This is a genomic window from Rhodopseudomonas palustris, assembly GCF_003226555.1.
Lineage (GTDB): Bacteria > Pseudomonadota > Alphaproteobacteria > Rhizobiales > Xanthobacteraceae > Rhodopseudomonas > Rhodopseudomonas palustris_I.
This window is the reverse complement of record NZ_QKQS01000006.1, coordinates 1-21,077: the sequence shown is the minus strand read 5'-3', so window position 1 is coordinate 21,077 and position 21,077 is coordinate 1. Positions and strand designations below refer to the sequence as shown.

21 protein-coding genes are annotated in these 21,077 nt (G+C 64.2%); 18 read left to right on the top strand and 3 right to left on the bottom strand.

Features of this window, described 5'->3' with window-relative positions; translation table 11 throughout:
• Nucleotides 1–51 precede the first annotated feature (51 nt).
• Nucleotides 52–2,088, top strand: a complete 2,037-nt coding sequence (locus DNX69_RS02105; protein WP_110784374.1) for a S8 family peptidase — start codon at nt 52–54, stop codon at nt 2,086–2,088.
• 26 nt (nt 2,089–2,114) lie between these two features.
• Nucleotides 2,115–3,407 (top strand): hypothetical protein, encoded by a 1,293-nt coding sequence (locus DNX69_RS02100; protein WP_110784373.1) that lies wholly within the window; start codon nt 2,115–2,117, stop codon nt 3,405–3,407.
• Between the two features lie 312 nt (nt 3,408–3,719).
• Here DNX69_RS02100 and DNX69_RS02095 read toward each other — a convergent pair whose 3' ends face one another.
• Complete coding sequence (locus tag DNX69_RS02095; protein ID WP_110784372.1) at nt 3,720–4,892, bottom strand: serine hydrolase domain-containing protein; 1,173 nt, start codon at nt 4,890–4,892, stop codon at nt 3,720–3,722.
• A gap of 131 nt (nt 4,893–5,023) precedes the next feature.
• Here DNX69_RS02095 and DNX69_RS02090 point away from each other — a divergent pair, with 131 nt between their 5' ends.
• On the top strand, nt 5,024–5,275 hold the full coding sequence (locus DNX69_RS02090) for a BrnT family toxin (RefSeq protein ID WP_110784371.1): 252 nt from the start codon (nt 5,024–5,026) through the stop codon (nt 5,273–5,275).
• A complete protein-coding gene (locus DNX69_RS02085; protein WP_110784370.1) occupies nt 5,268–5,570 on the top strand; it encodes a BrnA antitoxin family protein in 303 nt (100 codons plus the stop codon). Before DNX69_RS02090 ends, DNX69_RS02085 begins: the two co-directional genes overlap by 8 nt.
• A 72-nt stretch (nt 5,571–5,642) precedes the next feature.
• Here the strand turns inward: DNX69_RS02085 and DNX69_RS02080 are convergent, their stop codons facing one another.
• Nucleotides 5,643–6,710, bottom strand: coding sequence for a linear amide C-N hydrolase (locus DNX69_RS02080; protein ID WP_110784369.1), 1,068 nt, complete (start codon nt 6,708–6,710; stop codon nt 5,643–5,645).
• 213 nt (nt 6,711–6,923) lie between these two features.
• Here DNX69_RS02080 and DNX69_RS02075 point away from each other — a divergent pair, with 213 nt between their 5' ends.
• The 3 genes from DNX69_RS02075 (at nt 6,924) to DNX69_RS02065 (ending at nt 10,317) form a co-directional block, all read left to right on the top strand.
• Complete coding sequence (locus DNX69_RS02075) at nt 6,924–8,513, top strand: MDR family MFS transporter (protein WP_110784368.1); 1,590 nt, start codon at nt 6,924–6,926, stop codon at nt 8,511–8,513.
• Between the two features lie 128 nt (nt 8,514–8,641).
• Nucleotides 8,642–10,042: a TAXI family TRAP transporter solute-binding subunit gene (locus tag DNX69_RS02070; RefSeq protein WP_110784367.1), complete on the top strand. Its 1,401-nt coding sequence runs from the start codon at nt 8,642–8,644 to the stop codon at nt 10,040–10,042.
• 104 nt (nt 10,043–10,146) lie between these two features.
• Nucleotides 10,147–10,317: a Flp family type IVb pilin gene (locus DNX69_RS02065; RefSeq protein WP_110784806.1), complete on the top strand. Its 171-nt coding sequence runs from the start codon at nt 10,147–10,149 to the stop codon at nt 10,315–10,317.
• Nucleotides 10,318–10,526: 209 nt separating this feature from the next.
• Here DNX69_RS02065 and DNX69_RS02060 read toward each other — a convergent pair whose 3' ends face one another.
• Nucleotides 10,527–11,213 (bottom strand): methyltransferase domain-containing protein, encoded by a 687-nt coding sequence (locus DNX69_RS02060; RefSeq protein ID WP_110784366.1) that lies wholly within the window; start codon nt 11,211–11,213, stop codon nt 10,527–10,529.
• Nucleotides 11,214–11,522: 309 nt separating this feature from the next.
• Between DNX69_RS02060 and DNX69_RS02055 the strand changes: the two genes are divergently transcribed.
• The 11 genes from DNX69_RS02055 (at nt 11,523) to DNX69_RS02010 (ending at nt 20,938) form a co-directional block, all read left to right on the top strand.
• Nucleotides 11,523–13,025 (top strand): hypothetical protein, encoded by a 1,503-nt coding sequence (locus tag DNX69_RS02055; protein WP_234826818.1) that lies wholly within the window; start codon nt 11,523–11,525, stop codon nt 13,023–13,025.
• Between the two features lie 238 nt (nt 13,026–13,263).
• Nucleotides 13,264–13,416, top strand: a complete 153-nt coding sequence (locus tag DNX69_RS26210) for a hypothetical protein (RefSeq protein WP_165825164.1) — start codon at nt 13,264–13,266, stop codon at nt 13,414–13,416.
• Nucleotides 13,417–13,684: 268 nt separating this feature from the next.
• Nucleotides 13,685–15,364, top strand: a complete 1,680-nt coding sequence (locus DNX69_RS02050; protein ID WP_110784364.1) for a methyl-accepting chemotaxis protein — start codon at nt 13,685–13,687, stop codon at nt 15,362–15,364.
• A 141-nt stretch (nt 15,365–15,505) separates the two neighbouring features.
• Nucleotides 15,506–16,681: a phage portal protein gene (locus tag DNX69_RS02045; protein ID WP_110784805.1), complete on the top strand. Its 1,176-nt coding sequence runs from the start codon at nt 15,506–15,508 to the stop codon at nt 16,679–16,681.
• Nucleotides 16,682–16,797: 116 nt separating this feature from the next.
• Entirely contained in the window at nt 16,798–17,391 is a 594-nt protein-coding gene (locus DNX69_RS02040; RefSeq protein WP_110784363.1) for a hypothetical protein, read from the top strand.
• Between the two features lie 93 nt (nt 17,392–17,484).
• On the top strand, nt 17,485–17,685 hold the full coding sequence (locus DNX69_RS02035) for a hypothetical protein (protein ID WP_110784804.1): 201 nt from the start codon (nt 17,485–17,487) through the stop codon (nt 17,683–17,685).
• Nucleotides 17,686–17,689: 4 nt separating this feature from the next.
• Entirely contained in the window at nt 17,690–17,869 is a 180-nt protein-coding gene (locus DNX69_RS02030; RefSeq protein WP_110784362.1) for a hypothetical protein, read from the top strand.
• An 86-nt stretch (nt 17,870–17,955) separates the two neighbouring features.
• Entirely contained in the window at nt 17,956–18,636 is a 681-nt protein-coding gene (locus DNX69_RS02025) for an HK97 family phage prohead protease (RefSeq protein ID WP_110784361.1), read from the top strand.
• 131 nt (nt 18,637–18,767) lie between these two features.
• Nucleotides 18,768–19,034, top strand: a complete 267-nt coding sequence (locus tag DNX69_RS02020; RefSeq protein ID WP_133255961.1) for a hypothetical protein — start codon at nt 18,768–18,770, stop codon at nt 19,032–19,034.
• Nucleotides 19,031–19,570, top strand: a complete 540-nt coding sequence (locus DNX69_RS02015) for a hypothetical protein (protein ID WP_110784359.1) — start codon at nt 19,031–19,033, stop codon at nt 19,568–19,570. Before DNX69_RS02020 ends, DNX69_RS02015 begins: the two co-directional genes overlap by 4 nt.
• A gap of 108 nt (nt 19,571–19,678) precedes the next feature.
• On the top strand, nt 19,679–20,938 hold the full coding sequence (locus DNX69_RS02010) for a phage major capsid protein (protein ID WP_110784358.1): 1,260 nt from the start codon (nt 19,679–19,681) through the stop codon (nt 20,936–20,938).
• Nucleotides 20,939–21,077: the final 139 nt, after the last annotated feature.

The window sequence follows — 21,077 nt, the reverse complement described above, 5'->3', positions numbered from 1 at the left end:
GGCTCAGCGCACGGACGGATGCTGGTCGCCTCGTTTTCCGGGAGAGAAGCAATGGCGCGGAGCGACGTGTCCTCATGGCCGAGCGGCGATGACGGCCGGCCTAAGCAGTTCTCGCTGCCCGGCGAGATCGTCGAGACCATCCTGCTCGGCCCCGCCGACGATCGCCGGGTCTTGCAGGATTCGCCGCTGCTCGGCGATGTCTGGGCCGCCTATGCGCTCGATCCCGGCGCGCGTCAGGACGTGCTGATCACCCCGCACTTCAAGGCGACGGCCGCCGACGTCGCCAGCATGATCCGGCTTGGACGGCCGATCTGGAACAGATCGCGCAACGAGATGGTCGATGCGCAACTGTCGCGCCGGCTCGAATCCGCCAAGATCGCTTATCTGCAGGGGCTGGTCGCAGCCGAGCTGTATTTCGACGAAGTGCTGTGCATCCTGGTGCCGCTGACGCTGTGGTGGCGGCAGCAGCAGGGCGCCGGCCGGATCAAACAGGTCGAGGAGCGCCGGGCGGCGCTGATCAAGCTGCTGCAGACGCCGCCCGGCGCCACCCGCAAGGCAGGGATCAATGTCGAGCGCGACAACTACTCATCGCTCGAACGCTATATCGCGCTCGCCGGGTTGATCTTCTGGATTGGCAAGCGCGAGCGGCGTGCCGAAGATCAACTGCCGGGGCAGGCGACAGGCAGCGCCGCGACGCTGCTCAACTTGCCCGAACTCGACGAGGATCTGGCCTTCGCGCAGTATGCGCCGTTTGCCGCCGAGATCGTCGATGAGATCTTCAAGGCCTATCCCAAGGTCGAGGAGGATCTCGCCGAACTGGTGCGCAAGAGCTCCGAGATAGGCGAACTCGCCGGTGACGCACTGGCCGAGGGGTACATCTTCCAGGTGTCGCTGAACCGCCGCGCCGACACCGCGCTCGATCGCTCGGTCCCTGCAGTGAAGGCCGACGCGGCACAGTCGCTGTTCCGGGTGATGTGCGACCGGATCGTCTGGGGTGTGATCGATTCCGGGATCGACGGCAGCCATCCAGCGTTGCAAATGATCGATGAACTGGCGACGACCGATCCGAACAATCCAGTTTATACGAGCCGGGTGAAGAAGACCTTCGATTTCACCCGGATCCGCGAGATCGTCACCAGCGAGGTCGACGATGTCGGGCCGACCGAGGTCGATCGCATCGCGCGAACCACCGGCCTGTCGTTCGAGGCGACGCAGAAATATCTCAAGCAGGTCGCTGCCGACGCCGAGAACCGGCGGCCGATCAATTGGGGCGACGTCGAGAAGCTGATCACGCTGAAAGATCCGCCACCGCCGACCAATCCGCACGGCACTCACGTTGCCGGCATCATCGGCGCCGACGGCGATCTCGTCGGCTCGGCCTATAACGGCATGTGCCCGGATATCCGGCTGTACGACTTCCGTGTGCTGGGGAAGACCGCGGCCGACACCGAATTCGCGGTGATCGCGGCGTTGCAGTACATCCGCTACATCAACGAGCGGCACAACTACATCACCGTGCACGGCGTCAATCTCAGCCTCTCGATTCCGCACAACGTCCGCAACTACGCCTGCGGCCGGACGCCGGTGTGCAACGAATGCGAACGGCTGGTGGAGAGTGGCGTCGTCGTGGTGGCTGCGGCGGGCAATCGTGGTTTTCAGAAGTTCCAGACCGTCGACGGTCCGTTCGAGAACTACGCCGCCTTCAGCATCACCGATCCCGGCAATGGCGATGGCGTCATCACCGTCGGCTCGACTCACGGCAATTGGCCGCAGACCTACGGCATCAGCTTTTTCTCCAGCCGCGGCCCGACCGGCGACGGTCGTCTGAAGCCCGATCTGGTGGCGCCGGGAGAGCGGGTCTACTCCACCGTGCTGAACCACGGATGGGCGCCGGAGTCCGGCACCAGCATGGCGGCGCCGCATGTCAGCGGCGCAGCCGCGATGCTGCTGGCGCGCTACGAGGAACTGATCGGCCAGCCGCGGCGGGTGAAGCAAATCCTCTGCGCCAGCGCCACCGATCTCGGCCGCGAACGCAGCTTCCAGGGGCACGGCATGCTGGACGTTCTGCGTGCATTCCAGTCGATCTGAAGGCACCGACGCGTAGGAGCAGGGTGATGTATTTCAGTCTGGATGTGCTGAGAGCAAGGCAGGGCGATTGCCTGATGCTGCATTACGGCACCGAGGACAGGCCGCGGGTGATGCTGATCGACGGCGGACCGGCAACGGTGTACGCGCAGTCGCTTGAGCCGCGGCTGCAGAAGCTGCGGGCAGCGCGCGAGCGCGCCGGGCTGCTCGACACCGCCGATCCGCTGCCGGTCGACGTCGTGCTGGTCAGCCATATCGACGACGACCATATTCGCGGCATCCTCGATCTGACCCACGAGCAGCGCAGACGGGCGGCCGGTCTCCGGCTCGCCGTCACCAGCCTGTGGCACAACAGTTTCGACGATCTGCTGTCGACTAAGCCGGACGAACTGACGAGCGGCTTCGGCACCGCCTCGATCCTGGCCGGCGCCGACGCCAATCTGTTCGCGGGCGTCGAGGTCGGCGACAACGAGGAGGAAGCCGCGGCGCAGGCCGTGCTCGCCAGCGTGCCGCAAGGGCGGACCCTGCGCGACGACGCTGCCGATCTCGGCTGGAAGCCGAACCACAAGTTCAAGGGCAAGCTGATCCTCACCGCGCCGGAGGTTGCGCCGGTCGATCTCAATTGCGTGTCCATCACCGTCGCCGGCCCGATGCAGAAAGAGCTGCAAGCCCTGCAGGACTTGCACGATCAATGGCTGCGGCGGCGCAAGAGCGAAGGCACCAGACCGACTGCGTCGGCGATGCTGGCTGCGTTCGTCGACAAATCAGTGCCAAACCTGTCGAGCATCGTTTTGCTGGCCGAATGCGGCGGCAAGACCATGCTGCTGACCGGCGACGCCCGCGGCGACAAGATCATCGAAGGGCTCGAGATGGCCGGCAAGCTGGCGGAGGGGGAGACGCTGCACGTCGACATTCTCAAAGTGCCGCACCACGGCAGCGACAACAATATGGAGACGTCGTTCTTCGAACGGGTCACGGCCGATCACTACGTGTTTTCCGGTAACGGCGACCACGGCAATCCAGAGCGCGCCACCTTGCAGATGCTGCTCGATGCGCGCGGTGTCGACGACGACTACACGATCCATCTGACCTATCCAATTGAGGAGATCGATGCCGCGCGCGAGGCCGACTGGACCAAGCAGCAGGCAAAGGAGGCGAACCGGGCCAAGCCGCCGAAGGGCGGTGTGCGGCCGGACTGGTCGGCGGAGGAGCAGGGGTTGGTCGCGTTCTTCGCGGACAATCCGGAACTGGCCGCCAAGGTGAAGATCGTCGCCGACGGCAAGCCGCATCTGATCGACCTGCTCGACAAGGTTGTGGCCTGACCTGCGGCCAGCCCGGCCGGTCCGCGATTGCTGCTGTGCAGGGCACGGTCGCATCCGTAAAACTACGATCGGGGCATTCCCGGACTCGGGATTTGCCCAGATAGAATACACGCGGCAAGTGTGTCACATACTGAACATCCGCGATGCGGTTCGTCGCGGTCCCCTTCCTTGGGGCGTTTCCTCCCTAGACTTGGGCCCGGGCGCCGATTGGCGACCGGGCCTCTTTCTTTGTCGTCGGATCGCCATTGGAATTCCGATCGGGGGCGGCTGCCGGATCTCGGGGCAGCAGCTCGAACTGATCGAGAATGCCGCTCAGCCGAGGCAGCGGCGGAATTCCGGCAGCGCACGGTGCGTCACCGCCCAGGCGGCGTTATCGACTGCAGCTCCCTGCGACGACAGCTTGGCGATCACCAGTCGGCTCTCCGGATCGACGAACAGGTTCTGGCCGTGGATTCCCATCGCGAACATCGCTTTCGGTTCGTCGTGGATCACGTACCAACCGCCGCGGTAGCTGAAATTCCGGTACGGAAACAACCTCTGCCATTCTCCCTGCCGCCAGGCATCCCGGTCGCCGCCACGCCACAGATCGTCGATCCATGACGACGGGACGATCGACCGCCCGTCGCGCAGGCCGTCGTCGAGAACCATCTGTCCGATCCGGGCAAAATCGCGGGCCACCATGCTGAAGCCGCCGGTGGTGCGTGCCTGGCCCTGCCGGTCGGTGGTGATCGAGGCCGGCTGCTCGGCCCCGAGTGGGCGCCACAACAGATCGGAAACCAGCTGGGCGAAACGGGTGCCGGTGGCGCGTTCGATCGCCCAGCCGAGTAGATCGGTGTTGGCTGAGACGTAGCGAAACGGCCCGCCATGCGGCTGCGGCTTGATCGCCAGGTTGCTGTAGAACGACTTGAGGTCGGTCGGCGGTCGATCCGGCGGCACAGGATCCCAGCCGGCGGCGGCCGCATAGGCGCGCTGCGCGTCGAGGTCGATCAGAATGCCGGTCCGCATGTCGAGCATCTGCCGCAACGTCGCGCCCTGATAGGCGGTGCCTGCCGTTTCCGGAATCAGTGTCGTCACCTCAGCGTCGAGCTGCAGGTGGCCGCGCTCGCTGAGGATCCCGGCGATCAGCCCGGTGATCGATTTCGACGCCGACATGATGATGTGCGGTGTCGTGGCGGTGGTGCCGTTCGCATAGGCCTCGAACGCGATTGCCCCGTCCTTGAGTACGACCAGCGCGTCGGTGTCGGTGGCGGTGAGGAAACCGTCTCGGTCGAGCATTTCGCCGCCCTGGGCGCGGACGCGAAAGCCAGTGAGCTCGCGCGGTGCCGTAGGCAGGGACCAGATATTATCCGGCGCGTTGGCAATTGGTTCGGTCGGGATCAGCGCTTCGATGTTGCGGAACGACCAGCGGCTGAACGGCAGCTCGCGCCAATTGGCGAGCGTGGCGCCGGCTGCGTCCTCCGGCGCGGCGAGATCGGAACGGGGCATGCAAACTCCAGGTGGGTACTCGGATGATGTAGGCGCTCGGCCGCTGACGGTCCATGCTGGCAGCCCGTCTGCTGCCGCTCGCCCAGCTTGACGCCGATTTTATTGTAGATACATTATAATGAGTTGGTGTGATGATCATTGTCTGGGACGAGCCGAAGCGGCTCGCCAATATCGTGCATCACGGCCTCGATTTCGCCGCGCTCGACTTGGAGTTCTTCGAAGGCGCGGTGATCCGACCTTCGCATTCGAGCCGCCTTCTGGCGTTTGGTCGAAACTGTGGGGAAGTGATCACCGTCGTGTTCAAGCCGTTGGGGCGTGACGCAGTCAGTATCATCAGTATGCGACCGGCAAGCCGGAAAGAAAGGGCGTTGATCGATGGCTAAGCAGACGTTGAAGACGTTTCAGCCCGGCCGCGGCTACAGCGAGCAGGATTGGGACGAGGTCGGCGACAATCCGGAATGGACCGCCGAGGATCTCGCGAAGGCCAAGCCATTCGCCGAAGTTCTTCCCGATCTCGCCGCGTCGATCCGCCGAGGGCGCGGTCCGAACAAGGCGCCGACCAAGCGACTGGTGTCACTGCGGCTGTCGCCGGAGGTGATCGACACCTACAAGGCCGGAGGTCCCGGCTGGCAGTCGCGGATCGACGCCGATCTGCGTCGCATCAACAAGATCAAGTGACCCCGACGTTTCGTCTCCGGAGAAGCTCTCGGAGACTGCAGTTCGACTCTGTTGTTGCGCTGTCGACGGACCTCACAGCCCCTGAAACTTGAACGGCTCCGCCGGCTTGAAGCGATCGTGCACTTCGCCGGAGAAGATGTTGCGCTGGCCGGGGCCGAGGTCGAGCTTCTTCACCACGCCCTTGTCGGCGGAGAAATCGATCTTGGTCAGATCGACCCAGAACACGTTTGGCGTCAGCGCGGATTCGAAGAAGTACAGTTTGCGCTTGTGGTCGGCGACGCTGCGCCAGCGGGTCGAGGAGATGTTCGGCTGATCGGGCGTCGAGATCCCGAACGGCACCGACACATTGCGGATTACGCTGAATGCGGCGGCGATCGATTCCACCGGGTCGGGTGTCTTCGGAATCGCGCCGACATAGAACGCAGCCCGCGCGAAGCGGTCGGCGGCGCGATTGGTGCCGGGCAGCATCACCGTGCCGCCGATCTGCTGCCAGTACGAGTTCAGCGCGAGCTGCTGCTCGAAGGTCGGCGAATTGGTCATCACTTGGTATTGCCGGCCGTGATGGATCACCTGCTTGCCGTCGATGTATTCGATGATGGCGCTGTCACCGGAGGCATCCGACAGCGCCAGGTGCACCGTGGCAATGCGCTGCTCACCGGGCATCTTGTCAGTGACGACCGTGAACGGTTCCTTGGCCAGCGCGTCGACCGCTTCGGCAACGGTGGCGAAGTTGTCGAGTGCATATTGCGGCCACAGCGACAGCGCCAGCCCCGGCTTGGAGCCGTCGAACGGCGGATACTGCGATTCTGCCAGCCACAGCACATTGGCGACCAGCCCCGCTTCGTTGATTCCGTCCGAAGTCGCGACATCATAGGCCGACGCGATGACGCTGCCGTAGCGCGCGGTCCACTGTGCAGAATTGGAGCCGGCTTCGCCGGAGCGTGTGATGCCGCGCGGGAAGATCCAAAGATTGGTGCCGATGTCGCGCGCCCAATCCATCGATCGCGCCGTGATCACCTGATTGTCGGCGCCGAGATAGACCAGGCGCGTGCAGGCGTCGGCGACCGGCGGCCATAACAATCCCGCGATGGCGGCTGCGCCGGCGCAGGTGGCGAGGAGACGTCGCTTGAACCCGATCATGGCTGACCTCCGTTCCCCACACGAAGCGTGGGCGTATTTTGCCATGCGGAACATTCCGCCGGCTGCTGATCATATCCCGAGTCCATGGACCGGCAGCGGTACGCGGTGCACCCATGCGCTGACGTTGCTGTCGTCCCAGCAGGGGATGCGTTAGTAGGATGCACTGGCGAATGTCCCCCGCATCGTTTCAGCCCGACGAGATTCCGCGCCCGCATGAGCATGTCCGAACGCCAGAGCCGTCAACCTGTGGGCGCGCCCCACCATCTGCTGTCCGACGAAGCCGCCGCCGAACTCTCCAGCATTCCGACCGAAGTGATCAATCTCGGCGACGCGCCGCCGCTAGCGCCGGCCGGTGCGCTGACCCAGGGCGAAGTTCGCGCGATCTTGATGAGCCTGCTGCTGGCGATGTTCCTCGCCGCGCTCGATCAGACCATCGTCGCGACCGCGCTGCCGACGATCGGACGGCAGTTCGGCGACGTCGAAAACCTGTCCTGGGTGATCACCGCGTATCTGCTGTCCTCGACCGCAGTCGCTCCGGTGTTCGGCAGCCTGGCCGACATTTACGGCCGGCGGGTGATGATCATCGTCTCGCTCAGCCTGTTCGTCGCCGGCTCCGTGATGTGCGCGCTGGCGCCGAGTTTGCTGGTCCTGATCCTCGGCCGCGCGCTGCAGGGGCTGGGCGGCGGCGGCATCATGCCGATCGTGCAGACGGTGATTTCCGACGTCGTCAGTCCGCGCGAGCGGGGCCAGTATCAGGCTTATTTCTCTGGCGTGTGGGTATCGGCCGGAATCGGCGGGCCGATCCTCGGCGGCTTCTTCGCCGAGCATTTGCACTGGTCGATGATCTTCTGGATCAACCTGCCGCTCGCAATCGGCGCGCTGGCGTTGCTGCTGCCGAAGATGGCGAAGATCCCGGTGTATCACCGCCGCCGCAAAGTGGATTGGCTCGGCGGCGTGCTGCTGATGTCTGCGGCAATGGCGGTGATGCTGGTGCTGACCTGGGGTGGCAATCGCTTTGCCTGGCTGTCGCCGACAATCCTGGCGCTGTCGGGCGCGGCGGTGCTGTTGGCGGTGAGCTTCGTCTGGCACGCGCTGCGGGCGCGCGAGCCGTTCCTGCCGCTGCAATTGATGAGCGGGACGGTCGTCCCGTGGGCGATGGCCGGCGGCGCCTTCACCATGGGGGCGATGATCGCGCTGACGGTGCACATGCCGCTGTATTACGAGGCGGTGTATCAGCTGACTGCGAGCCAATCCGGCCTGGCGCTGATCCCGATCGCGGCGATCTCGGTGTTCGGCGCGGCGTTCACTGGCCGGGCGATGGTGCATGTCGAGCGCTACAAGCGGATCGCGATCCTCGGCACCAGCTTCGCGGCGCTGATGGCTGCGGCGATCGCGCTGCTGACGCCGCTGCCGCTGTGGCTGTTCCTGACGCTGCTGTCGCTGTGTTCGCTCGGCCTCGGCACGGTGTTTCCGGTCAGCGTGGTGTCGATCCAGAACGCGGTGCCGCGGCCGCAGATTGGCACCGCGACCGGCGCGATGAATTTCTTTCGGGCTCTGATGGCCTCGTTCACGGTCGCGGCGTTCACGGCGATTCTGCTGATTGCGCTCGGCGGCGACATTCAGCTCGGCGGCGGCGAGCATCGCCACGTCACCGGCAACGTCGCAGCCGCCGACATGGTGGCGGCGTTCCGCTGGGTATTCGGCGCGGCGGCGCTGATGCTGGCGGCCTCGGCGCTGTGCATCGTGGTGATGGAAGAACGTAAGCTCGCCGGCCCCGAGCCGACGCTCGCGCTCCCAGAGTAGGGCGCCTGAGGGCCGGCGGATTTGCTGATACCCCGCAACTGAAAATCGAGTAGGCTGCCGCACAACGGCCGGAAGCTCGGTGCACGGCGTTGGCTGGCGCCGTTCGGGCGCAAGAAGCGGGTGGCGGGATGGCATCCCCGGAAGGCAGTAGCAACGATACGTTCCGCAACCGGCGCCGGCGCAATCGTGCCCGCTTTGCGTTGGCAACGGTGCTGACTCTCATTCTGGTAGCCGTCGGCGTCCTCGCCTTGGTGTTCTATGAACTGCGGCCGGTGAGCTTGAAGATCGCGGTCGGGCCGGGCGGCGGCGATGATCTGAAGCTGGTCCAGGCGCTGGCCCAGAGCTTTGCCCGGGATCGGGCTGCGGTGCGGCTGGTGCCATTGGTGACGGGCGGGGCGACGCCGAGCATCGACGCGTTTCGCGATCACAAGGCCGACCTTGCCGTGACCCGCGCCGATCTCGATTTGCCGGCCGATGCACAGGCGGTGGCGGTGCTGCGCAAGAACGTCGTGGTGCTGTGGGCGCCGTCATCCGCCGGGAAGGGGAAGAAGTCGGTCAAGACCATTGCCGATCTTGCCGGCCGCCGGGTCGGCGTGATTGGACGGACGCCGGCCAACGTCAAACTGTTCGACATCATTCTGGCCGAGTCCGGCGTGGTGCCCGACAAGGTCCACAAGGAACAGTTCGCTACCGGCCAGCTCGCCGAGATGGCGCGCGATCCGTCGCTCGATGCCTTCCTCGCCGTCGGCCCGCTCGACAGCAAGATCACCGGGGAAGCGATCGCCGCGACCGCGAAGGCGAGGGGCGAGTTGCGCTTCCTGCCGATCGATGTTGGTGACGCGATTGCCAAGAAATACCCGATCTACGATTCGGAAGAGATCCCCGCCAGCATCTTCTCGACCCAGCCCGCGCGGCCGGAAGACAAGGTCGATACCGTCAGCGTCAACCATCTGATCGTGGCGCGACAGTCGCTGTCGTCGGTGATGGTGACCAAGCTGGCGCGGCAGATCTTCGCCGCGCGTCAGCAGATCGCCCGGGAGATGCCGCTCGCCGGCAAGATCGAAGCGCCCGACACCGAGAAGGACGCGGCGATCCCTGCGCATCGCGGCGCTGCGGCGTTCATCGACGGTACCGATCGCACCTTCATGGAGCGCAACAGCGACTACATTTGGGGATTGGTATTGCTGTTGTCCGGCCTCGGCTCGGCCGGCGCCTGGTTTCGTAGTTACTTGACCCGTGACGAGCGCGAGGCCGGCACCAAGATGCGCGATCGGGCGCTAGCCATGATCGGCAAGGCGCGCAAAGCGGAGACGCTTCAGGCACTGGACACCCTGCAGCACGAGATCGATAAGATTTTACGCGATACGCTCGACTGTTACGACGACGGCGCGATCGAAGATCTCGAGCCGTTCAGCCTGGTGCTGGAGCAGTTCCACCACGCGGTGGCGGATCGTCGTGCGGCGCTGACCGGAGCCGGGCCCGGTCTGGTGCCGGCACATCCTGCGGCGCTGCGAGCCACCGATCCATGACGGCGTTTTGCGGATCGCCATCAAGACTCCTGTAACTTGTCACCTCTAGGGTGCCGCCGTTCCGATCATAGTCGGAGCGCGGGGTGCGAGCGCAGGAGAGTTCGGTGCGACGACTGATTGCCCGTTTTCGAGCAGATACCAGTGGCGCCACCGCAATCGAATACGCCCTGATTGCAGCCGGTATCAGCACCGTGATCGTCACCGTGATCACCACGCTCGGTACCAACGTGACCGCCAAATACACCTCGGTCAGCGACGCGATCAAGAAGCCGTAGCTTTCGCGCCGGCGTATGTCCTGCCGGATCGGACCGGTGTCTTGCCGGTTCTGGGCGCGATATTCCCCGGAGTCCGGCTTTTGCTTTGAGCCGCGTGCATCAGGGCAGCGGATTCCACGTCGTGCGACGCGGATCGGGCGGAGCAGGAAGATCGCCGCCGTCGTTCGAGCAGCGAGCTTCGGTTCTGCTCCGGCCGGAACTGAATGATGTCAGGCGCGCATCGCAACGAATGACTTCGGCAGGCCGACAAAGTACTCGACGATGATCTTGGCGTTGGGGAACAGGCTGTCGACCATGGTGCGATCCAGCATGCTGGCGTGCTCGACTGCCCACATCCCGTCGGTGACCGTCTGTGCCTTGGTCTTGGCCCAGCCAAGCCGGTGATGCCGCGCGATCCACAGCTGCATCGGTGCCGGCAGCCAGTGATAGAACGCCATGCTCTGATGCGGCTCCCACGGGAACCAGAAGTTCGGTGTCTGATGGAAGTAGCGCGGCGCCACGCGTGTCGTCTCGCGCGCGAACGACAGCTTGTTGTGCCAATTACCGACGTGCTCGATCACTGAATTCGAGTGGCAGATGTCGTAAGCGTTATCGGGGAACGGCAGCTCGCAGCCGTTGCCTTCGATCGCCCGGAAGAACTCCGGATTCTTCACCGGACGGATGTCGTCCTTCAGATTGAGCAGGTCGATCGAGACCTTGTGCTGGGCGAGGTAATCCGGGCCGAGCATATCCCAATAGTATTCCATGCCGCCAACATCGAGAATCCGCACCTCGCCCTTTTCGGCGTAGACGGCTTCGATCATCCGCCGCAGCGGGGCGCTGCGCCGACGCCGAAACTTGGAACCGAGGCTGTTCGGATTGTCGTAGTCGCCAATGATCTGTCCGATGCTCCGCATGATCCCGCGCTCCAGTCTGGTTCAGTGACGCCTTGTTGGTGACGTCTTCGATTGAGCCATTTTCGTAGTATGCGCGTGTGTCGCGAATCAAGCGCAACGGTCGCGAGCGGATGGCTCGCACACCACGTTTCTTGCCGAATGATTAACGTTGCGCCGGACCGCGAGTTGCGGGCGAGGGGAACTCACGATGGTTAACCGGTTCTTTGGCGTTGCGTGCTATCGCTCGTGGTTCAACCGACCAGCGCAACAGAGGCACGAACCATGCGGCTCGCCGGCACGTCCGCTGTTCCTGATGCGCGATCCGACGCGATGCCGAATGCCGATGTCCCCCTCGCGGGCGAACCGCTCGGCAGGATCCTTCTGACCTTCGTCGTTGCGCTCACCGCCACGGCGTGCTCGCCGCTGCTGCATGTCGCCAGCCCGATGCTGGCCATTACGGTAGAGACGCTGGTCGCGATCGCGATCGCAATCGCGATGCCCGCTCAGGGACCGGTGATCGCGATCTTTCTGATGATGTTTCAGAACGTGTTCGTGTCGCTGTTTTCACCTCTCGTGACCGAGCCGTCCGAACTCGAATTCCTGAAGGGCTACAATTTCCTGATCTGTGCGGTGCTGTGGCTGGTGGCTTTCGCGCGGGCGGCGGTTTCGCGGCGATCGCCGATGCTGAACCGGCTGCTGCTGACGAGCACCGCGGTGCTCGCAGTGATGGGCGTGTACTTCGTCATCGGGCTCACCCGTGAGCCGAAGGCCGCGGCGATCTATCTTCGCAACATCGCGCTGCCGGTGTTGCTGTTTCAGCTAGCGCTGCTGGCAGCCGCCAACCACCGGATCCGAGTGACGCCCTATGTGGTGGTGATCGCCGTGTTGGTCGTGATCTGCGGCGGCATCGAATTCGCGTTCCGCGACGCCTGGCTGGACATCACCAACGGTCACGCTTACTGGCGGCTCGAGGAGATCAAGGCGACAAACTCCGGCGTGTGGGAGCGCGAAATGCGGGCCACCGGCAAGGTAATCGTCGGGATCAAGGATCTGTTCGTTGTCGATTTCTTCAACACGACGCTGCTGAAGGGACTCGGCCTCGGCCAGATGTTGCGGCTGTACGGACCGAATATCAGCCCGGTCAGCTTCGCCTACGGCGTCGGCTTCTTCGCGTTGTTCCTGCTCGCGGTCGGGCGGGGGGGGCTCGGCGGTTTGGCGCTCGTGTTGATGCTGCTGTGCGGCGTCAAGGGGGCGGCGATCATGGTGCTGTTCGTCGCCGCCGCCTGGATCGGGACGATCCTGGTCGGCCCCGTGCTGGTGCTCTGCGGCGCGGTGGTGGTGCTCGCAGCCTATGCAGGCTTCGTGATTCGCACTGGACTACAGATCGGGGACTATCACGTCATCGGCCTGATGGGCGGATGGAATGGGTTCCTGCACGCGCCGCTCGGTCGTGGTATCGGACTGGGCGGCAATCTGACGGAGGGCTTCTCCGGCATCAACTGGCAAGCCGCGCAGCAGGCCGGCGCGGTCGAGGGCGCCGCCGAAAGCTCGGTCGGCGTCCTCCTGTATCAGATGGGCGTGGCGGCTTTGGTCCCCCTCGGCTTTTACGCGATGGTGGCGTTGGCATGCTGGCGACTCTATGCGCGCTCAGGCGTCCTGCTGCTCGGGATGGCGGCCTTCGGTATCTTGGTGGTGCTGACCAACGGCCTGTTCCAGGAGGAGGCGCTGTTCGCGCCCCCCGCGATGGGCTTCCTGATGCTGCTCGCCGGGCTGCTGCTCGGCAGCCAGGCGCGGCAGCAGGACGCTGCCCGGGGTCCCGCTCTAAGAAAATAGTCCTTGACAGCGTGACGCTCCTCGCATAGGGTTCGGCCATGCTCCACAATTGGGTTTGGACGACGGCGCGACGCTGACGTGTCGGGCGCTTCGGCGTTGTTCAACGCGCGTTCTGCGCCGATACCTCCTCTTGATATTCTTGCGAGGGCGAAGGCGACCTGTCGGGAACAGGTATCGGGATGACGCGTTGGACCCTCGATGGCGTGCGGACTGCGCCGGATCAACCAGGGAGGGATGCATGGCGACGCGTGAGAATGGCCGTATCGTTGAGAATCCGATCGAAGCGCGGCAGGGGGAGCGCGGTCCCTCGGTTCTGGCACTCCTCACGATCAGTACCGGCCTCGCGGTGATGATCCTGGGGGTGATCTGGTTCGTGTGGTTCAGGGTGTGAGGCGAACCGTCGCAAGCACCGTCGGTTGATGCAGGTGGTATTCTTACGGGGCGGGTGCAAAATTCAAGCGCCGTCGGCGCGTACGTATCGGCAAGGCATCAAGCTGCTGCACCAGAAATGTTGAATTGTGTGACGAGCATTTGGTTGCGAACATTTGAATTGGTAATTGTTAGGTAATACTACGAGACGTGTAGTTAAGCCTCTGTTTTCGATCCTCCGGTCATAGCTCTTCGCAGCCGAATGAAAATCGGATGCGAGGAGACCCGGAATGTTTGGACGTGGCTCGAAGAAGGATTCCGGCGCTCTGGCGTTGATGGCGACGAAGCTGGTATCCGCCAACATCATGGTGTCGGATGCGGATCTCAATATCGTCTACATGAACGACGCGGTGACCGCGCTGTTGCGCGAAGCCGAGCCGGACATGAAGAAGGAAATGCCGAATTTCAACGTCGATACCCTGGTCGGCACCAATATCGACGGCTTCCATAAGAATCCCAGCCATCAGCGCCAAATGCTGAAGGCGCTCAATTCGGTGCACCGCGCCACTATCAAGGTCGGCACCCGGAGCTTCGATCTGGTGGCGACGCCGCTGAACAACCCCGACGGCAGCCGCGCCGGCGTCGTGGTTGAATGGGCGGACGCCGCGATCCGCCTGCAGAACGTCGACTTCGCCGGACAGGTCGCCGCCGCCAACCGCTCCCAGGCGGTAATCGAGTTCGAGATGGACGGCACGATCCGTTCCGCCAACGAGAACTTCCTGAAGACGATGGGCTACACCCTGGATGAGATCAAGGGAAAGCACCACAGCATTTTCGTCGAGCCGGCGATGCGCGACAGTGGCGCCTATCGCGAATTTTGGGCGGCGCTCAACCGCGGCCAGTACCAGGCCGCCGAGTACAAGCGGATCGGAAAGGGTGGCAAGGAGGTTTGGATTCAGGCCTCCTACAATCCGATCTTCGACGACAAGGGCAAGCCCGCCAAGGTGGTGAAATTCGCCGTCGACGTCACCGCTGAGAAGTTGAAGAATGCCGATCTCGCCGGGCAGATCGAGGCGATCGGCAAATCGCAGGCGGTCATCGAGTTCAGCATGGACGGCACGATCCTCAATGCGAACGACAATTTCCTGAACGCGCTGGGCTACTCGATCGCAGAAATCAAGGGCAAGCAGCACAGCATGTTCGTCGATCCGTCCGAACGCGACGGAGCTGCGTATCGCGAATTCTGGGCAGCGCTGAGCCGCGGCCAGTACCAGGCGGCGGAGTACAAGCGGATCGGCAAAGGCGGTCGGGAAGTGTACATCCAGGCGTCCTACAACCCGATCCTCGACCTCAACGGCAAGCCGTTCAAGGTGGTGAAATACGCCACCGACGTCACCCAGCAGGTGCTCGCGCGAATCGGCAACGAAAAGGTGCGCGGCATGATGGAGACCGTGGCCGCCGGCGCCGAGGAGCTCAACGCGTCGGTGCGCGAGATTTCCTCGACGATGACCAAGTCCCGCGAGACCGCCGCCGGCGCCGTCGATCGCGTGTCGAATGCCGACGCCCAGGCGCAGCGCCTCACCAGCGCGGCGCAATCGATGAGCGGCATCGTCGAGCTGATCAACAACATCACCAGCCAGATCAACCTTCTGGCGCTGAATGCCACCATCGAATCGGCGCGTGCCGGCGAGGCCGGCCGCGGTTTCGCGGTGGTCGCAGCCGAGGTCAAAAATCTCGCCAATCAGGCCAAGCAGGCCACCGACAAGATCGGCGAGGAAATCAGCAGCCTCAATTCGATCTCCGGCGATGTCGCCACGGCGCTGAACGCTATCAAGCAGGCGATCAACGAGGTCAGCGAATACGTCACCTCGACCGCTGCCGCGGTCGAAGAGCAGAGCACCGTGACCAGCGAGATGTCGAACAGCATGCAACGCGCGGCCGCCGAGGCGGCGCGGATCGCAGCCGGCTAATCTTCCGCCTGAACGTTTTGAACAAGGGCCTCGCGGCGCGCTGATATTGCGTGCGCGGGGCCTTCGTGTTTTCGGCCGCCCCGATCTTGGGGCGTCGGCAACGGAACTCCCTCATACCAGGAGCGTCAGATGGATTTGCCGATGCTCGAGCGTCTTAAGGCGTTTCTCGGAGCCCCCGAAGCGAAGACATCGCGCACCGCGCAGGTACTTGCGGTGGGGTTCGGCGGACGGCCGCGGTGGACGCCGCGGGACTATACCGGCCTGGCGCGGGAGGGATATGTCGGCAACGCGATCGTGTATCGCTGCGTGAGGCTGGTGGCGGAGAATGCAGCGGCTTGCGTGTTCGGTGTGTTCGACGGCGCGCAGGAGAAGGAGGCGCATCCGCTCGCCGCGCTGCTGGCGCGCCCCAACCCGCGCCAGGACGGCGCTGCGCTGCTGGAGACGCTGTACGCGCATCTGCTGCTCGCCGGCAACGCCTATATCGAAGCGGTGACGCTCGGCGAGGCCGTGCACGGGCTCTACGCGCTGCGCCCCGACCGCATCAAGTTGATCCCCGGCGCCGATGGCTGGGCGGAGGCGTATGACTACAGCGTCGGCGGCCGCACCGTGCGGTTCGATCAGCATGCCGTTCCGGTTTCGCCGATCTTGCATCTGACGTTCTTCCATCCGCTCGACGACCACTACGGCCTGGCGCCGCTCGAAGCCGCCGCGGTCGCGGTCGACACCCACAACGCCGCTGCGCGCTGGAACAAGGCGTTGCTCGACAATTCGGCGCGGCCCTCGGGCGCGCTGGTATATGCCGGCCCGGAGGGCGCGGTGCTCAGCGAGAACCAGTTCGAGCGGCTGAAGCGCGAATTGGAGAACACTTACGCAGGCGCCGCCAATGCCGGCCGGCCGCTGCTGCTCGAAGGCGGGCTCGACTGGAAGGCGATGGCGCTGTCGCCGAAGGACATGGACTTTCTCGAGGCCAAGCACGCTGCCGCGCGCGAGATCGCGTTGGCGTTCGGCGTGCCGCCGATGCTGCTCGGCATCCCGGGCGACAACACATTCTCGAACTACCAGGAAGCCAACCGCAGCTTCGTGCGCCAGACCGTGCTGCCGCTGGCGACGCGGGTCGGCAATGCGCTGGCGCAGTGGCTGTCGCCGCAATTCGGAGACGGCGTCCGCCTGGTGATCGACACCGACCGGATCGACGCGCTGTCGCCCGACCGCACCGCGCTGTGGGATCGCGTCACGGCAGCGCCGTTCCTCACCCTGAACGAAAAGCGCGAAGCGGTCGGCTACGCACCGATCGATGGCGGCGACCGGCTGGGGTGAGGACGGGCGGCTCGCAGGCTGCACCTGTTGCCGAAAGTCGGACTGCAATTAGGCAATCCTCATGTCACGATTCGTGAGGCAAGATCAGGTCGTGCGAGCGTGATGCGGCAGGGGGAATGGCAAGTCTGGAGAAGGAAGTGAGGAAACGGATCTACTTTCAAGATCTGGACCCGGACGGTTGGCCGGAGCCCGGCGAGCTAGCGCCTTACTTCCTGGCGCCGGCCGAGAATCCGTGGGCTCCCGATCCGCACGGAAACGACGAGTTCGGGCTCGAGATTTCGGGATTGTACGGCACCGACGGCCAGCCCGGGATCGATCAGGTTACCGCGAGCCTCACGATGGTGGGCACGCCGGATTTCGGCATTTTCCTGTACTACCGAAAATGGGATGGCCGGATCAGGCAGCCGTTTGATTGTTACTCCAAGGGTGACATGAGCCGGATCAAGGAGTGGTTGCGGACGCTGCAGGGCGATTTGCGGCCGATCGGTCTGTTTATTCCCTACGCGCAAGCGTGGCCCGCCGTGAAGGAGTTCATGGAGCGGGACGGCGAACTACCGACCAGCATCGAATGGGTCGACGGCAAGGATCTTCCACCGAAAACCTTTCCTTTCCCGGGTTTCTTCAAACCCGGGCCGGAGCCACGCGTATTGCGGGATGAAGATATCAACGAGCAGCCACCCGGCGACGGCTTCGGGTTTTTGCGCCGCTGAGCTGCGAGCGCAGAACGTTTCTCTGCTGATGCCGAATAACTGACGGCGGGTGGACGACTCCCCACTACGCGGGTGTCTGCGGGCGAGATGCCGATGTCCGATCTGATCAAGATGTTTTCCGAGCGCGGTGACCTCGCTCACGTGGCTTTGCTGCTGTGGGCAGTCGGCGCCAGTTTGGGATTGTGGTTTGTGCTTCGCGAGTGGGCGGCGGCGGTGCGGCGGTTCGATGATTTCGTCCACGCGCTCGAGCTGTTCAACCGCCGCGCGCGGCGCCGGGCGATTGACGAGGAGTAGGGCGATGCAGCGGCTCTCCACCGTGCTGAACCGGGGCCGCGCCGAGACCAAATCGGCGAAGGATCCGCAGACGATCTTCCGCGAGTTCCTGGCGCATCTGGCCGGCGCGCATCGCAAGCCGGCGGCGCGGCGCGCCGCGCCCAAGCCGCCGCCGCGCAAGCGCTCGGCCAAGCGGGCGAAGTAACCGCCGCGCAGCCCGCGGCTACTCCGCCGCGCATACCAGCGTTCTCCATCGCCATCCGAACTCACTCGTATCCTGCGAGGCCGCACATGCTCGCCCCGTCGCCTTTGCCTGCGCCGCTGCCGGCGCGGCTGTCGCTGGCCGAGGACGGCAGCATCGACGGCTATGCCAGCCTGTTCGGCGAGATCGACCAGGCCCGCGACATGGTGATGCCCGGCGCCTTCACCCAGACGCTGAAGCAGCGCGGCTTGCGAAAAATCCCGATGCTGTTCCAGCACGATCCGGCCGAGCCGGTCGGGGTCTGGCTGGAGCTGGCCGAAGACCTGCGGGGCCTGCGTGCCCGCGGCCGGCTGATCCCGGATGTGGCGCGCGGCCGTGAACTCCTGGCGCTGCTCCGCGCCGGCGCGATCGACGGGCTGTCGATCGGCTATCGCACGGTGCGCGGCCAGATCGATCCGAAGACGCGGGTGCGGCGGCTGTATCAGGTCGATCTCTGGGAGATCTCGATCGTCACCTTTCCGCTGCTGAACGGCGCGCGGATCGCGACCGTCAAGCACACGCCGCGGCCCTCGCCGCAGCGCGCCGCGGCGGAGGCGGCGTGGCGCCGCGTGCAGGACGTAGTACCGACCCGTTCGGACGATGCCGCGGAGGCACCGGCATCGCCGATCCGGCGCGGGAGGATCGCGGCGACGCTGTCCACCCGCGCCGGCCGCAAACAGGCGCTGGCAGGGATCAGTCGCAGCCGGGCAGTACGTTTCACAGAGGGCTAGCCGAATGCCCTGGTGTGTGCTCGATTTGTTCTTGATCGCCTTCGAATGTCGCGTTGATTTAACTCGATTCCGACTGTAATTCAGATTTTCTCAAGTTTTTTTTGAAGCGATGTTGAGGTCGGAACTATATTGTGAACAGTAACGTTACAATTGATCCAGGCCAGTGGCCGGAAGTGGTCGAGCGGATCGGACTCGGTGGTGCGCTGTTACTCGTGTTGACTCTATCGTTCGGTGTAGCCTTTATCATTCGGGGCCCGGCTTTAGTCCAAGCGTTTAACAAGACTTTAGAGATTGTCTTGAAACATCGCCGCTTGATGCTTGACGTACAAAGAAAGGTCGAAGGCAAGCAGTCCAACATCCAGAGCGCAATCCAGCAAGCACGAGGGAAGGTAAAATGACTTTGCCACATGCGCTTCTTCTACTTGCGTTTGTCGCAGCGTCGGTACTGGCGTTCTTGGGCTACGCGCGTTTTGCCGAGATGGAAATTAAACGGCTGACAGCTTACGAGTACTGGTCCGACCAGTTTTTCAATCTAACAAAGAAATCGCTGAAGACCGAAATCCCGAAGGACTGGCTCGAATTACTCGAGGGTATCAACACTTGTATTGCTAACAAGAACGCCGCGATGGGTCTTTACATGGTGTACAGTCGTAGACTGGTGGAGGCCAAGAAGAGTGCGAGGGCGATTGGCCAAGAAGAGGTCCTGTTCGTGTCCCAGAAGCCGGAATCAACGGAGCTCTTCTTAAAGGCTTGTCAGGCTGGATTTATGGCCATGACTTATACCCATCCGATCTGGGGCGTGAAGGCTCGTTCGGCGATGGCTGAGTATCTTGCCTCCGACGAGCAGCCGGTTCAGAGGGTTTCCGAGATGGAGACGATTGGCCGTGCTTTCCGCGATTTCCGGCATGCATCTCACAAGCTGGTTCCCGCTTAGAACAACGTTCTACTGAACTTACTTACTCTATTGGCTAGTTATCACGCCGTGGCTTCCGCCGCGGCGTTTTTGTTTGGCTGTCGTCCAAGCTTCAACTAGGAGAGACCGATGAACTACGATCGCGTCAGTGCTGCTCCCGAGACCAAGGCCGGCTTTGCCGGCGACGATGCGCAGCAGGTGTTCGATGCCTTGATGCGCGCGTTCGAGGACTACAAGGCCGAGAACGACGCGCGGCTGAAGGCGATCGAGACTGGCAAGGGCGACGTGCTGGCCGAGGAGAAGCTGGCGCGGATCGACGCCGCGCTGGATCACCAGCAGCGCCGGCTCGACGAACTCGCCCTGAAGGCGGCGCGGCCGCAGCTTGCGGCGGAGCGACCGCAGCCGGCCGCCGATCAGCGCGAGCACAAGAGCGCGTTCGAGGCCTATGTGCGCAGCGGCGAGGCCGCCAGCCTGCGCCGGCTGGAGACCAAGGCGCTGTCGGTCGGCTCTGATCCCGACGGCGGCTATCTGGTGCCGACCGAGCTCGAGCACACCATCTCGGCGCGGCTCGCCGCGATCTCGCCGATCCGCTCGCTCGCCACCGTGCGCGAGATCTCCGGCGGGGTGTACAAGAAGCCGTTCGTCACCACCGGGCCGGCGACCGGCTGGGTCGGCGAGAGCGACGCCCGGCCGCAGACCGCGTCGCCGTCGCTGGATGCGCTGTCGTTTCCGGCGATGGAGCTGTATGCGATGCCGGCCGCGACCGCGACGCTGCTCGACGACTCTGCAGTGAACATCGACGACTGGCTGGCCGGCGAGATCGACCAGGCGTTCGCCGAGCAGGAGGGCATCGCCTTCGTGTCCGGCGACGGCGTCAGTAAGCCGAAGGGCTTCCTCGCCGTGCCGACCGCGGCCAACAGCGCCTGGAGCTGGGGCAAGCTCGGCACCATCTCGACCGGCGCCGCCGGCGCGTTCGCCGCCACCGCGCCCGGCGACGTGCTGATCGATCTGATCTACGCGCTGCGGCCGGGCTATCGCCAGAACGCCAGCTTCGTGATGAACCGGCGGACGCAGGCGGCGATCCGCAAGTTCAAGGATTCCTCGGGCGCCTATCTGTGGCAGCCGCCGGTCACCGCCGGCGGCCGCGCCAGCCTCGCCGGCTTCCCGCTCGCGGATGCCGAGGACATGCCGGACATCGCGGCGAATTCGCTGTCGATCGCGTTCGGCGACTTCCGCCGCGGCTATCTGATCGTCGATCGCCAGGGCGTGCGCGTGCTGCGCGACCCGTACTCGTCGAAGCCCTACGTGCTGTTCTACACCACCAAGCGCGTCGGCGGCGGCGTCCAGGATTTCGACGCCATCAAGCTGGTGAAGTTCGCGGCGAGCTGAAGCGCAGCGCCCGCTCGCCCTCTCCCGCGCGGGGGAGAGGGGAGGGGTGTAGGGTGGGTTAGTACTACTGCGTCATAAGTTTCCGCCGCCGGCTTGATGCTGCCGCGAGGCCACAACAGGGGCATCGCGGCAGGGTTTT

Bases quoted from the DNA above. Each gene is read 5' to 3' on its own strand.
- DNX69_RS02105 (WP_110784374.1), top strand. From the start codon at position 52: ATGGCGCGGAGCGACGTGTCCTCATGGCCGAGCGGCGATGACGGCCGG.
- DNX69_RS02100 (WP_110784373.1), top strand. From the start codon at position 2,115: ATGTATTTCAGTCTGGATGTGCTGAGAGCAAGGCAGGGCGATTGCCTG.
- DNX69_RS02095 (WP_110784372.1), bottom strand. From the start codon at position 4,892: ATGCCCCGTTCCGATCTCGCCGCGCCGGAGGACGCAGCCGGCGCCACG.
- DNX69_RS02090 (WP_110784371.1), top strand. From the start codon at position 5,024: ATGATCATTGTCTGGGACGAGCCGAAGCGGCTCGCCAATATCGTGCAT.
- DNX69_RS02085 (WP_110784370.1), top strand. From the start codon at position 5,268: ATGGCTAAGCAGACGTTGAAGACGTTTCAGCCCGGCCGCGGCTACAGC.
- DNX69_RS02080 (WP_110784369.1), bottom strand. From the start codon at position 6,710: ATGATCGGGTTCAAGCGACGTCTCCTCGCCACCTGCGCCGGCGCAGCC.
- DNX69_RS02075 (WP_110784368.1), top strand. From the start codon at position 6,924: ATGAGCATGTCCGAACGCCAGAGCCGTCAACCTGTGGGCGCGCCCCAC.
- DNX69_RS02070 (WP_110784367.1), top strand. From the start codon at position 8,642: ATGGCATCCCCGGAAGGCAGTAGCAACGATACGTTCCGCAACCGGCGC.
- DNX69_RS02060 (WP_110784366.1), bottom strand. From the start codon at position 11,213: ATGCGGAGCATCGGACAGATCATTGGCGACTACGACAATCCGAACAGC.
- DNX69_RS02055 (WP_234826818.1), top strand. From the start codon at position 11,523: ATGCCGAATGCCGATGTCCCCCTCGCGGGCGAACCGCTCGGCAGGATC.
- DNX69_RS26210 (WP_165825164.1), top strand. From the start codon at position 13,264: ATGGCGACGCGTGAGAATGGCCGTATCGTTGAGAATCCGATCGAAGCG.
- DNX69_RS02050 (WP_110784364.1), top strand. From the start codon at position 13,685: ATGTTTGGACGTGGCTCGAAGAAGGATTCCGGCGCTCTGGCGTTGATG.
- DNX69_RS02045 (WP_110784805.1), top strand. From the start codon at position 15,506: ATGCTCGAGCGTCTTAAGGCGTTTCTCGGAGCCCCCGAAGCGAAGACA.
- DNX69_RS02040 (WP_110784363.1), top strand. From the start codon at position 16,798: ATGGCAAGTCTGGAGAAGGAAGTGAGGAAACGGATCTACTTTCAAGAT.
- DNX69_RS02035 (WP_110784804.1), top strand. From the start codon at position 17,485: ATGTCCGATCTGATCAAGATGTTTTCCGAGCGCGGTGACCTCGCTCAC.
- DNX69_RS02030 (WP_110784362.1), top strand. From the start codon at position 17,690: ATGCAGCGGCTCTCCACCGTGCTGAACCGGGGCCGCGCCGAGACCAAA.
- DNX69_RS02025 (WP_110784361.1), top strand. From the start codon at position 17,956: ATGCTCGCCCCGTCGCCTTTGCCTGCGCCGCTGCCGGCGCGGCTGTCG.
- DNX69_RS02015 (WP_110784359.1), top strand. From the start codon at position 19,031: ATGACTTTGCCACATGCGCTTCTTCTACTTGCGTTTGTCGCAGCGTCG.
- DNX69_RS02010 (WP_110784358.1), top strand. From the start codon at position 19,679: ATGAACTACGATCGCGTCAGTGCTGCTCCCGAGACCAAGGCCGGCTTT.